Genomic DNA, 13,051 nt, shown 5'->3' with positions numbered 1-13,051 from the left:
ACGTGAACGGCGGCGCCATCGCCATGGGCCACCCGCTGGGCGCCACGGGCGCCATGATCCTCGGCACCCTGATTGACGAACTGCACCGCCGGGGCCAGCGCTATGGCCTGGCCACGCTGTGTGTGGGCGGCGGCATGGGCATTGCCACCATCGTTGAACGCGTATGAGGAACAACCCCCTGAGCGGCTGCGCCGCTTCCCCCTTCTCTCATCGCTGCGCGATGGGAAGGGGGACGACGCCACTGGCCTGGCAAAGCCAGTTCCACGGCGTCCGCTGGCCCCAGCCACGCTTCATCTAAGGCCGCGCCCCATAGCTGCGCTATGCCGCATTACAGATTCGGAGACATCAGCATGCAAACCATCCGCTACGAGCTCATCCCCGCCCAGGGCACTGAAGGCCAGGTCGCCGTCATCACCTTTGACGAAACCAATTCCCCCGTCAACACCATGTGCCGCCAGTGGCAGCAGGAGCTGGGCGAGGTCACGGCCCAGGTGCTGGGCGACCACGAACGCCTCGGCACCGCTCTCAAGGGCATCGTACTGGCATCCGCCAAGACCAGCTTCTTTGCCGGTGCCGACCTCAAGGCCACCATGCGCCTCACGCCCGCCGATGCGCCCAACGCGTTTGGCGAAATCGAGCGCATGAAGAAGCACTTCCGCACGCTCGAAACGCTGGGCATCCCCGTGGTGGCCTGCCTCAACGGCGCGGCGCTCGGCGGCGGCTGGGAGGTGGCCCTGGTCGCCCACTACCGCATTGCCGTGGCCGACCCCAAGATCCAGTTCGGCCTGCCCGAGGTCACGCTGGGCCTGATGCCCGGCGCCACCGGCGTGACCAAGATGACGCGCCTGCTGGGCCTGATGGGTGCGCAGCCTTACATCCTCGAAGGCAAGCTCTTCAACCCCGCCGAAGCGCTGGAGCTGCAACTGGTGCACGAGCTGGTCGCCACGCGCGAGCAACTGCTGCCCGCCGCCCTGGCCCACATCGCCACCCACCCGCACGCGGTGCAGCCGTGGGACGACAAGAACTACAAAATGCCCGGCGGCACGCCCGCCAACCCCAAGATTGCAGGCGCCCTCACCGTCGCGCCCGCCATGCTCAAGAAGACCACGCGCGGCCGCTACCCCGCGCCCGAGGCAGCTCTCGCCGCCATGGTCGAAGGCGCCATGGTGGACTACGACACCGCCTTGCGCATCGAAAGCCGCTACCTCGCCCGCCTGATGACCGGCCCCGTGGCGCGCAACATGATCAACACGTTCTTCTTCGACATGAACGCGATCAAGAGCGGCAAGTCGCGCCCAGGCTCGACCCCACGCTACAAGCCGCAAAAGGTCGGCATCCTGGGCGCGGGCATGATGGGCGCAGGCATCGCCTGGGCACAGGCGAGCCGGGGCATCGACACCGTGCTCAAGGACGTGAGTGTGGAGAAAGCCGAGGCTGGCAAGGCCTACAGCGCCAAGCTCACCCAGGCCCGCGTGGACAAGGGCCGCATGACGGCCGAGGCGCAGCAGGCGCTGCTGGCCCGCATCACGCCCACCGCCAGCGCGGCCGACCTGGCGGGCTGCGATCTCATCATCGAAGCCGTGTTCGAGAGCCGCGACCTCAAGGCCCAGGTCACGCAAGAGGCCGAGCCACAACTCGCACCCGGCGGCTTCTTCGCCAGCAACACCTCCACCCTGCCCATCAGCGGCCTGGCCACGGCCAGCAGCCGGCCCGAGAAGTTTGTCGGCATCCACTTCTTCAGCCCCGTGGACAAGATGAAGCTGGTGGAAATCATCCGCGGCAAACAGACGGATGACGAGACCGTAGCCCGCGCTTTCGACTACGTGCAGGCCTTGGGCAAGGTGCCCATCGTGGTCAACGACTCACGCGGCTTCTACACCAGCCGCACCTTTGGCACCTATGTGATGGAAGGCGCCGCCATGCTGGGCGAAGGCATCCCCGCCGCCGCGATTGAAAACGCCGCCCTGCAGGCCGGCCTGCCCGTGGGCCCGCTGGCCGTGCTGGACGAAACCGCGCTGACGTTAAGCGTGCACGTGCTGGACCAGACCCGCGCCGACTACGCTGCTGAAGGCAAGACCTACACCGCCACGCCCGGCGAGTTGCTGGTGGAGCGCATGGTCAAGGAACTGAAGCGCCCCGGCCGCGCAGGTGGCGGCGGCTTTTACGACTACCCCGCAGGCGCCAAGAAGCACCTGTGGCCGGAGCTGAAACCGCTGTTCGAGAAGCCTGGCGTGGAGTGGAGCGTGCAAGAGATCCAGGATCGTTTGCTCTACCGCCAGGCCATCGAGACCGCGCGTTGCCTGGCCGAGGGCGTGTTGACCAGCGTGCATGACGCGAACATCGGGTCGATTTTTGGGATTGGGTTTCCGGCGTGGACGGGGGGGGCGATGCAGTTCATCTATGGAACTGGGGTGGAAGCGTTCTTGAGGAGAGCGGGTGAGTTGGCAGAGAGATACGGAGCGGGGTTCGAGGTAGACAAGAACACGCAAAAGGCGTTTGTCCCAGCCTGCAGTTCGTACCGCTAAAAGGACCTTATTTCGAAGACAAACAATAAAGATCTGCGATGATCGATAAAAAGAGGAGGGCACATGGCAACACTTCGAATCATCTCAATCAAATTCTCTCACTACAAGGCCTTTAAGAGCTTTTCCTTACAGCTACAGGAATTTAATGTTCTTGTGGGCCCTAACAATTCAGGAAAATCAACAATAGTTGGGGCCCTCAGAATTTTGCACGAGGGCATGAGACGAGCCAAATCAAAAAGCCCGGAGCGGATAGAAGTAGATCGAATTGCGACTTACGGCTACAAAATCAACCTTGAAGGACTACCCGTTGCCGCAGAGAATATTTTTCACGATTACGACGAGAGCCACCCCGCATCAGTCACCTTCACTCTTTCAAACGGGAACCAACTAATCCTACACTTCCCCGAAGCAGGAAAATGCCTATTGGTGCCAGAAATAAAATCAGGGACAATTAAAACGCCAAAACAATTTCGCGAAGCATTTGATTTGGATATTGCATTTGTCCCAATTTTAGGGCCGGTAGAACAAAATGAACCACTATATGGCAAAGAGGCTGCAAGGCTTGCACTATTAACCAGTGGTGCATCTCGAAATTTTAGAAATATCTGGCACCACTATCCCGAAGATTTCGATAAATTCAGAGACTTAATTCAAGCGACTTGGCCTGGCATGGACATCTTACCGCCCGAGGTAGGAGATGACCGAAAATCACTTTATATGTTCTGCCCCGAGGAGAGACTGCCAAGAGAGATCTGCTGGGCTGGGTACGGATTTCAGGTCTGGTGCCAAATGCTCTCATTTATCATCAAAGGATCAAACGCAAGCATACTTGTCATTGATGAGCCAGATATTTATCTACATTCTGATTTGCAGCGTCAACTTGTATCACTGCTGCGCGAGCTCGGTCCAGATATCGTATTGGCCACACATTCGACCGAAATCATTGCCGAATGCGAACCAACGAGCCTTCTAAACATCAGCAAGAAAAACCGTGCAGCTAGTCGAGTTAGAGATGTCTCTCAACTGAAACGTGTTTTTTCAGCACTTGGCTCAAATTTAAATCCCACTCTAACGCAACTAGCAAAAACTAAAAGAGCCGTATTCGTTGAGGGATTGGATTTTCAGATCCTGTCTCCAATTGCACGAAATCTAGGAATGCAGCGACTAGCCAATCGCTCCGATTTTGCCACGATTCAAATCGAAGGCTTCAACCCTCGGCGCGCCGTCGATTTAGCATCAGGAATTGAAAAGACAGTTGGGGGCAAAATTTTGAGGGCGGTCGTGCTTGATCGGGACTATCGATGCGCCGGTGAAATTGCAGAGATAGAAAAAGAACTTCAAGCCAATGAATTCAAAGTTCACATTCACGAAAGAAAAGAGATAGAAAACTATCTCCTAAATGAATCACTGATTTCATCAGCCATTTTGACAAAAATGAAAGAAAGAGAGCGGCGCACAGGACGCCCGCTCCAACCCATCCCTGATATTCGAGCGATGCTGGAAGATTGCGCAGAATCAATTCGCCTGGATGTTTTCGCTCAACGCCTAAAGCAATACGCTGAGTTTACAAAGAGAATTACCCCAAATCTTGATCAAGCCACCGTGACAGCCCAGTTTTCGAAAGACTTTGAATCTGACTGGAAAGACCCACAGAGGCGAATTGCAATAGTGCCGGGAAAAGAATTAATTGGCTTATTAAATAAAAAATTACAAGAGCTTTGTGCATTGAGTATTTCAGATGCCTCAATTGCGAGCTATATGCGTCAATCTACTATCCCGGCAGACTTCTTAAAACTCATGCAGATGCTTGAGGTCTTCGGGCAAAGCCCTTCTCCAGATTAATACATTGGGCCAGCGAACTACTCAGCCTTCAATCCCAACATCCCCCGCGCCTCCTGCGGTGACGCCACCTCCCGCCCTGCGTTGCGCGCATACCGTGCCAGCTGCTCAATCAGCGGCCCGTTCGAATCCGCCTTGGTCCCATCCGGCAGATAGAACGTGTCCTCCAGCCCCGTGCGCAGATGCCCGCCCAGCTCGGCCACCCGCTGGTGCACGGGCCAGATCTCGCTGCGGCCGATGACGGTGGCTTGCCAGGGGGAGTCTTTGATCTTGAGCTGAGCAAGATGGGCAGCAGGTCCGGGTCGGCGGGCAGACCGGCTTCGACTCCCATAGCAAAGTCGTATTCGAATGGATGAACGCCCTCAGACCCAGCCTGGCCTGCTCCGAAGGGAAATCTCTAGCCGGAGTGCCAATCCACCCACTGCAGTCCCGGCACCCGCGAAAACTCCCGCACGTTGCGCGTTACCAAGGTGGCCTGATGACGCAAAGCCGTTGCAGCGATCAGTGTGTCGTGCGGGCCAATGGGCATCCCCACCGACTCCAGCTCAGCACGGATGCGCGCCGCATGCACCGCGCATTCGCTGTCAAACGGCAGCACTTGCAGGGGCTGCAGCAGCTTGTTCAATGCGGCCAGCCGTGGCGCAGCGGCTTCGGGTGGCAAACGCAGCAGGCCGTATCTCAATTCGTACTCAACGATAGCGGGCACGCCAATGTCTGCGGGCCGCAGGGCTTGCATGCGCGGTACCACTTGCGGGTCGCCGCGCATGTAGTAGCTGATGGTGTTGCTATCAAGAATCAGCATGCTCAGAAGCCGATCCGGGGCACATCTGCGGGTTGGACTGCACCCTCTTCACGCAGGGGAAAGTCAGCAAACCGACCCGCAAGGTCCAAACAGTCTTGAGGCCATTCGTGGGATGCGTACTTGCGGATGATGTCCGCTACCCACCGACTTTTGGATACGCCACTGGCCTGTGCAGCCTGCTCGACCAGGGCTTGGGTGGCATCGTCCAGGTAAAGAGTGATTTGGGACATGACGAACTCCTTTGCCAAACACTTATACGGGCAAGTATATTTTTTCCAACCCGCACCATCAATCCCGCTGATGCATTTGCTCCTATTTTTATAGCTATCAGCGCTTTTCCATCGGGCGCACAGATTGGATCTGACTCAAAACTTGTTATGTCCGCACGGGCTTTTTGCCTCGCAAATTGATCGTTGAGCGATCAGTTTGCAAGGTTGCCGATCTGCTGACGAGAGTCGATGACTGCCGATGCTCACATCTCGCTGCGACCGATGACGGTGGCCTGCCAACGGCCAGTCCTCAGTTCACGATGAGCTTACTGTTGTTGAGCAACAGGGTAATGATCTGCTGGTCTGTGACAGCGCCCGCATAGGTTGCCTGCAGATCAACTCCGTTCAGGATGATGCGCTGCGTTTCTGCAGCGCTGCTGTAGCCTGCACCAATGGCATGCGAGTCGCCGGCAAAACCGCCGGTGTGGCTGATATGGATGATGGTGCTCCCGCCTGAAACGACGAAATGCAGATAGTCGGCCAGGTTGCCTGCGCCATTGTTCGCACCTACGCGCTCTCCTTGTAGAAGGTCGCGCAGATCCAGCACATCGCCTCCACTGAAGTTAGAGCCTGCCGATGCGGTAGAGAAGTTGAGAATGGTGTCCACAGCTGGCACGCCAGCGGCGCCTTGGTCGCCCAGGTGCCAGACAAACACGTCTATGAAGCTTTCCCCCGCCTCGCCGCCTTTCAGCGTGTCGTTGCCAGGGCCGCCTATAAGTACATCGGTACCGCTGCCTGCACTGATGGTGTCATCTCCAGGGCCACCGTTGAGAATGTTTGAGCCCCCACTGCTGGAGATCACATCATCACCATCGCCGCCCAAAACCACGTTGTTTCCGCCACTCGCGCCGATGATGTTGTTTCCGCTTCCGCCTTGTATATGTTCATTGACGGAGAACCCGACGTAGTTTCCGCTTTCCGTTGTGGTGACGTCGACCGTTGTGTAGTCTGCCTTGAGCGTGACGGTGCTCGATGCGCTGGCGGTGACGCCATTGGCGCTTTCTGTTGAGATGACCTGCACCGTCAGAGTGCTTGCGCTGCTGGTATAGCTGCCGGGCAGGTTCAGCGCCAGATTGGGCAGATCTGCGGGGGCGATCTGCCACACGCCTCCACCCAGATTGTTGCCTGCATTGAAAGAAGCGCCCGTGGGAACACCGCTCACCCTGATGGACAGTGTCTCGGAGCCATCCGTATCCACCAAAGCGGTCGTGATGGGGAAACTGACGCTGGTACCCCCCGTGCCCTTTGCAATGGCCAGCAAAGACTTCAACACCACCACCGAAGGCACCGATGCCGAGGCCACCTGTACAGCGACTGACGCGGTGCTGGTGGCACCGAGAGTGTCCTGCACGGTGTAGCTGAAGCTGGCTGAGCCTTCGTACCCATTGGCAGGCGTAAATACGACGTTGCCGCCCACCAGGCTGACGGAGCCATTCACGGCCGTCTGCACCGAGAGGATGCTCAAAACGTCTCCGTCCGGGTCAGTGTCATTTGACAGCAATGCGGACACGGAAATGATGACCGCAGTGTTCGTGAAGGCGCTGACTGCGTCGTTCACGGCAACAGGCGGTCGGTTACCCAAGGCGTTCACAGTCACCGTCACCGTGGCGGTTGCCGTGCCGCCGTGGCCATCATTGATGGAGTAGGTGAATTGGTCTGTGCCCACAAACCCCGCATTGGGGGTGTAGATCGGGTTGCCCGTGATCGCATCGATCACCACCGAGCCATTGGCGCCCTGTGAGATGCCAGCAACCACGAGCGAGTCGCCATCGGCATCTGTGTCATTGGCACGCACAACGACGGTCACCGAATCGCCTTCGTTCACGTTCGCTACATCATTGTTGGCCACGGGTGTCTGGTTAACCGGTACGGCAGGTATGACGGTGATGCTGAGGGTGCTGGATGCACCGGCGTGCACGGTGTATGTCACCGCCAACGGGCTGACCCCAGTGAACGGAGTGGCCGCGTTAAAAACGAAGGCCCCGTTGCTCTGCATGGACAGCGTGCCGTGCCCTGCCACCGTGGCAGATGCGCCAGCAAGGTGCCTGGTGCCCTGGTACACAAAGCTGGCCAGCACCAAGGGGCCGTCTGGGTCTTGATCGTTGGCAAGCACATTGCCGGTGGCCTGTGCGCCCGCGGTGACCGACACGGCGTCAGCCTGCAGGTTGCTGGGTTGGGTGCCTTGCACGGCGGCTGCTGCACTGGCGCACAGCGCCGCCACATCCACCCAGCAGGCGCCACCCGTTGGCAGAACGGCGCCCACAGCACACGTGGTACCCGGGCGTGCCGGGGTGACGGGCAGGGGTGATGGAATGCCCAGGGGGAAGCAGGTGCTCCAGATGGGCTTCGTGATGTCGGTAATACGCAGGCTGGACGCGGACTGATTGGTGAAGACCACCGGCAGGAAACCTGCGGGGCTGCCATTGAGGGCGGTGCCTGTACTTTGCACCGGGATGTTCAGCGTTTGGCCGCCAGGCTGGTTGAAGGCGTCCTGCAGTTCCTGCAACTGGGCCTGCACGTCGTCGCCCCACACCATCAGCGCTCCAAGCAGCACCGCCATGGCGCCCAGCGCGGCACTGCGCAGGGTGGTGGCGGAAATAATGCCCTTCTTGCGCAGCATCCAGCCCATGCAGCCCACCATGGCCAACGCCAGCAGCAGCAAGGCACCCGGGTGATCGACCGGTATCGCCGAGGGCGTGACAGCGCCTGCCGTGATGGTCTGCGCGTGAACCGCCGGTAGGGCCTGTAGCAGCGCCACCGCGGCCGCAAGGCGCCGAGCGGCAATGCGCATGCCATGAGAGAAAACGAAGAATCCGGCGCAGGACGATAGGCGCAACATCGATATTCCTTCGTTGTTGAAAGAGAGCGGGGGGGAGGAGCCCGTGTGGGCATGTAGCGGTGAACCTATCCCAGGTCACCGGAGAAGAGGGCTACTTTAACCTGCGAGACGTGGCGGCAAGCATTCAAGCCACAACCAACTTCCATTAAGGCTGTCGCGCCGCTGGCTCAGCACAGTGGCCTGCAATATCAACCGTCTATCGCCGCATCAGCGCGTGGGGCAATCACGCAGCTTTGTTCCTTGCAAATTGATCACTGATCGATCAATTTACAACGTCTAGAAATCAACCCACGCGGACGGGGCCGCCGAGAACGTATGCGCTCGCGACGCCTGTTTGCCCCGACGGTTGCGCAGGCGCTTCGCCACACGCTGGCGAATGCACCGGATAACACCACGCTCATTTGCTATACAAATAATAGCTGCCAGCGCTTACCCATAAATCATCAGAGCCCAAAAACACTAAAACCCTGAGCCATACCGCCGACGAAACCGCCCCATTCCCAGAAACGCGATCAGGCACGACAGAGCAATCAGGCTCCATTCGGACAGCGTGGGGATGCTGGGGGTGGCGAGCCCGCCAGCCAGAAGCACCGGGCCACCGGGGTCATCGATAGCGCCGTTGGCCGCCAGGTCGTTGTCCCCCACTCCGCCGTCCTGGATGGTGAGCATCACGCTCATGCGGTTCGGCGCAAACACGGCCTGTGCAGCGGGCATCTGGTACCAGTGGTCCACGGCGCACGCGGCCCCGGTGCAGTTGTAACCTGCCGGGCTTTTGCCGTATTTCATGTACACGGCGCCTGCGGGGATGGCTGTGGTGTAGTGGACGGTGACCGTGGCAGTGGAGCCTGGAGCGCCGCTGCTCAGCTGCAGATGGGTCAGGCCCAGCGGGAGCGTTGCACCTGCGGGCAATGGCGCAGAAGCTGCTGCAAAACCCGCGCTGGCCAGCACCCAATCGTTGTTGGCCGCAGGCGTGGGGGATGTAGCGGCGCCCTGCCCCGCACCTGCCGTGGTGGCCCAGTTGGCCGCACAGCTCTCGGGCACGGTGTTGGTGCCAGTGCACGTCCAGCTGTACTGACCAGCGGCTGATGCCACTGCCGAGGCATTGCTCGATGTGCACAGGTTGGCCGTGGGCAAGATGCTGAAGGCCTGGCCTGCCGCCGAGCCACATACGCCCTGCGCAAGCCGGATCAGCAGGTGCAGCGTGCTCTCCTTCTGGATGTTGTAGTCCGACAGGGTTCTGCCGTCTTCCAGCTCCTTGCCTGCAAAGACCAGCCGTTGTGCTTCGGGGGAAATGCCCTCTTTGTCCTGAATTTTCTGTTTGACGTTGTCGATGGAGTCGCTGGGCTCTACATCCAGCGTGATGGTCTTGCCAGTCAGCGTTTTCACAAATATCTGCATGGCGAACGAGGCCTGTGCTGCCAGCATCAACATGAGCGCAAAAGCCACCCTTGCCAGTTTGCCCAGTGCGTGGTCTGCATACCGAGGGATGGTCGGCTGCGGGTGCGTAGCGGCCGACGACGTGAACACCATGCCCGCATTGAAGGACTGAATGATCAGGGATGTGTCACTTTGGGTTTTTACATTCATCGGGTTCCGATAGGGGCCTCATTGAGGAATCTGCGAGGCTCGTGCCATAACCGCCAGTTGATGGGCGGCGATTTGCTCCAGACTGCTGGCCATTGCACCCGGTGTGGATTGGCATGCATGGATCAGTCCGGTCAATACCTGTCGATTGTGTTCCTCAAGTCCATCGAACAGTGCGTTGGCCACAGATGCCGGTACCTGGCGTGTGGCCAGAAGCCGCGTAAAGGTCTGGCGGGGCTGCGATGGCTTCTTGCGATTGGCGATTTCCACAAAGCTCACCTGCGTGATGGGACCCTTTTGGGTCAGCTGTGGCGTTCGAGCCTCTCCGGCCGCATCGACCAGCTGGTCCATCCGCGCAATATGGAACGTGCCGGCACCTGGGACCTGCACGGTCACCTCGCACGACAGCACCGTGTCGGCGGGCGCCACGAAGTGGTAGTTGATGAAGAGGTGAAAAGCGTCCAGATGGCGGTGGTAGCAGGTAAGCACCTCGTCGTGCACCACTCCGCTTACCCGCACGCCGTGGTCCAGCACGTAGGGCAGACCGTTCACGTCGTGGTTGATCATCTCGGCGATCGGCATCAACCACGACGCCGACTGAATGCGGATCTGGCGGTTGGCACAGTACTTTTGCAGGCAGTAGGTTGGCGTGGGCGCCTGCAGAAGTTCGTCGGCGCCACCCAGCATGCGGAGGTAGTTTTGGAGCCGGGGTGGCAAGGCCTGCAGCTGGTGCTGATGCTGCGAAATGGCCTGCAAGCCACCTTGACCCCAGCCAAACACGCGCTGATACTGCTCAAAGAACGTCGCCACCTCGGGGCGGAGTGACGACCGGTGAGTAGGCGCTATGGTGATGTTTTGAGACTCGTCCAGCGCGAGCCACCGTGGCGATACCAGCAAATGGGTAGGCACATGCAACTGCACTGGCCGAGCCGGATCGGCAGCAAACAGCCCTCTGCCCCGCGCACCATTGCGCACGACAAGGTTGTCTGCAATGCCCCCCAGAGCCCTGAACTGCTGCAGGATTTCGTCAAACTCCAAGGGCTGCTCCGTTAGGAAAACCCGCAGCCTAACCTGATGAAACGCAGACCAACGCTGTGATTGCAGGTACCAGAGGGCCCAACAGCTGGAAATACCAGCGACAAGAGGCAGTCTTTTACGCAGACGAGCGGAGCCCCAGCATCCCCCGCGCCTCCTGCGGTGACGCCACCTCGCGCCCCGCATTGCGAGCGTATTGCGCCAACTGCTCAATCAACGGCCCGTTCGAATCCGCCTTGGTCCCATCCGGCAGATAGAACGTGTCCTCCAGCCCCGTGCGCAGGTGCCCGCCCAGCTCGGCCACGCGCTGGTGCACGGGCCAGATCTCGCTGCGGCCGATGACGGTGGCTTGCCAGGGGGCGTCTTTGATCTTGAGCTTGAGCAAGATGGGCAGCAGGTCAGGGTCGGCAGGCATGCCGGATTCGACGCCCATCACAAAGTTGTATTCGGGCAGGCGCTCGGTGTACATGCCGGTCTGCACATACATCTCCACGCAGCGCACCATGCCCACGTCAAAGCATTCGAATTCGGGCAGCGTGCCGGTCTCCACCATCACGTCGATGAAGTCCTTGACCTTGGCGGGCTGGTTGTCGAACAGCATGGGCGGCCAGGCCCAGGTGCCGTTGCTGCGCACCTTCAGGTAGTTGAGCGAGCCGGCGTTGCACGCAGCCATCTCGGGGTGGGTGGCGCGCAGGCAGTCGAGCGGGCCCTGGTAGTGAGGGCCCACCACGCCGGTGGTCTGGTTGATGATCAAACCCGGGCAGGCCTCGCGCATGGCTTGCACGCAGTCGCGCGCCACCTGCGGGTCCCAGCTGGGCAGGTGGCCCTTGCCGGGCTCCTGGTTGCGAAAGTGCACGTGCACCACGGCGGCGCCTGCGTCGTAGGCACGGCGGGCCTCTTGGGCCAGTTGCCCGGGCGTGACGGGCACGTGGTGCTGGCCGGGGTCCGTCAGCACGCCGGTGATGGCGCAGGTGATGATGGCTTTGTTGCCGTGGTCGGTGCTGTGCATGGTGTCTGTCTCCTTCATTCAAATGCCCAGCTGACGTGCAGCCAGGTCTTTCATGATTTCTTCCGCACCGCCGCCGATCATCATGACCTTGACCTCGCGATAGATGCGCTCGCTGACGGTGCCGCGCATGAAGCCCATGCCGCCCAGAATCTGCACGGCCTGGTCGGCGCAGAACTGCATGGTTTGGGTGGCGTGGTTTTTCAACATGCAAACCTGCGCCACCCAAGCACTGTCTGCCCCCACGCTCCCCTGCTGCGCATGGGTCGCTGCCCCCCAAGGGGGCTGCTGCGGCTTGGGGCGGCCCGGCGCCGCAGCATCGCCCGCGCGGCCCGCGTCGGCCTGCGCTGCCACGGACTCGCACCACGCGGCGGTGGACTGGATGCGCATCTGCATGTCCACCAGCTTGTGGCGGATGACCTGGTGCTCGACCAGCGCCGCGCCAAAGGTCTTGCGCTGGCGGGCCCAGGCCAGGGCCTCGTCGTAACAAGCCTCGGCAAAGCCCAGGGCCGATGCGGCCAAGCCAAAGCGCTCGCCGTTGAAGTTGGCCATGATGATGCGAAAGCCCGCGCCCTCTTCGCCAAGCAGGTAGCGGGCGGGCACGCGCACATTGTCGAAGCGCAGGTGGGCGGTGTCGGAGCAGAGCCAGCCCATCTTGTCGAGCTTGCTGCGCGACAGGCCTGCGCTGTGGCCGGGCATGAGAAGCATGGAGATGCCGCCACTGCCCTTGCTGCCAGCGTCGCCAGTGCGCACAGCCACGGTGATCCAGTCCGCGCGCATGCCGGAGGTGATGAACACCTTTTCGCCGTTGACGATGTACTCATCACCCTCGCGCCGCGCGGTGGTCTTGAGCTGGGCCACGTCCGACCCGCCACCGGGCTCGGTAATCGCCAGCGCGGCGATCTGCTCGCCCGCCAGCACGGGCGGGATGACCTCAGCACGCACAGCGTCGCTGCCATGGGCCAACACGGGCGGCAGGCCAATGTTGTGCGACAGCAGGCTGGCCAGCACACCGCCGCTGGCGCCGTGGCGGCTGAGCGCGCGCCACAGTGGCAGGCGCAAGGCGTAGCTGGCAGGCGTGCCGCCGTACTGCTCGGGGTAGCCCAGGCCCAGCAGGCCCAGGTCGGCCGCGCGGCGGTACAGGCTGCGGGG

Annotated in this window: 9 protein-coding genes and 2 pseudogenes; 3 read left to right on the top strand and 8 right to left on the bottom strand. The window is 60.6% G+C overall.

From position 1 onward, the window contains the following. The 3 genes and pseudogenes from ACK4OE_RS23145 to ACK4OE_RS23135 form a co-directional block, all read left to right on the top strand. Window positions 1-167: pseudogene (locus ACK4OE_RS23145) on the top strand (acetyl-CoA C-acyltransferase); the annotation flags it as partial. Between the two features lie 183 nt (window positions 168-350). Further along, window positions 351-2,525 carry a 3-hydroxyacyl-CoA dehydrogenase NAD-binding domain-containing protein gene (locus ACK4OE_RS23140; RefSeq protein ID WP_409888511.1) on the top strand — a complete coding sequence of 725 codons (2,175 nt, stop codon included), beginning with the start codon at window positions 351-353 and terminating at the stop codon, window positions 2,523-2,525. 63 nt (window positions 2,526-2,588) lie between these two features. Further along, window positions 2,589-4,367: an ATP-dependent nuclease gene (locus tag ACK4OE_RS23135; protein ID WP_409888509.1), complete on the top strand. Its 1,779-nt coding sequence runs from the start codon at window positions 2,589-2,591 to the stop codon at window positions 4,365-4,367. A gap of 17 nt (window positions 4,368-4,384) precedes the next feature. Here the strand turns inward: ACK4OE_RS23135 and ACK4OE_RS23130 are convergent. From ACK4OE_RS23130 to ACK4OE_RS23095, 8 genes and pseudogenes are all read right to left on the bottom strand, one after another. Next, window positions 4,385-4,707, bottom strand: a pseudogene (locus ACK4OE_RS23130) (3-keto-5-aminohexanoate cleavage protein); the annotation flags it as partial. A gap of 54 nt (window positions 4,708-4,761) precedes the next feature. Continuing rightward, window positions 4,762-5,166: a type II toxin-antitoxin system VapC family toxin gene (locus ACK4OE_RS23125; RefSeq protein WP_409888507.1), complete on the bottom strand. Its 405-nt coding sequence runs from the start codon at window positions 5,164-5,166 to the stop codon at window positions 4,762-4,764. A gap of 2 nt (window positions 5,167-5,168) precedes the next feature. Beyond that, window positions 5,169-5,396 (bottom strand): CopG family transcriptional regulator, encoded by a 228-nt coding sequence (locus ACK4OE_RS23120; protein ID WP_409888505.1) that lies wholly within the window; start codon window positions 5,394-5,396, stop codon window positions 5,169-5,171. 289 nt (window positions 5,397-5,685) lie between these two features. Beyond that, window positions 5,686-8,226 carry a midcut-by-XrtH protein gene (locus tag ACK4OE_RS23115; RefSeq protein ID WP_409888503.1) on the bottom strand — a complete coding sequence of 847 codons (2,541 nt, stop codon included), beginning with the start codon at window positions 8,224-8,226 and terminating at the stop codon, window positions 5,686-5,688. A 507-nt stretch (window positions 8,227-8,733) separates the two neighbouring features. Then, window positions 8,734-9,861: an IPTL-CTERM sorting domain-containing protein gene (locus ACK4OE_RS23110; RefSeq protein WP_409888501.1), complete on the bottom strand. Its 1,128-nt coding sequence runs from the start codon at window positions 9,859-9,861 to the stop codon at window positions 8,734-8,736. 18 nt (window positions 9,862-9,879) lie between these two features. After that, complete coding sequence (locus tag ACK4OE_RS23105) at window positions 9,880-10,896, bottom strand: hypothetical protein (RefSeq protein WP_409888499.1); 1,017 nt, start codon at window positions 10,894-10,896, stop codon at window positions 9,880-9,882. A 115-nt stretch (window positions 10,897-11,011) separates the two neighbouring features. Further along, window positions 11,012-11,902, bottom strand: a complete 891-nt coding sequence (locus ACK4OE_RS23100) for a 3-keto-5-aminohexanoate cleavage protein (RefSeq protein WP_409888497.1) — start codon at window positions 11,900-11,902, stop codon at window positions 11,012-11,014. An 18-nt stretch (window positions 11,903-11,920) separates the two neighbouring features. Next, window positions 11,921-13,051 (bottom strand): acyl-CoA dehydrogenase family protein (locus ACK4OE_RS23095; protein ID WP_409888495.1); only part of this gene is annotated, 1,131 nt, incomplete at its 5' end.

The organism is Acidovorax sp., from assembly GCF_046314175.1.
Lineage (GTDB): Bacteria > Pseudomonadota > Gammaproteobacteria > Burkholderiales > Burkholderiaceae_C > Acidovorax.
This window is presented reverse-complemented; position numbering and strand designations above follow the sequence as displayed.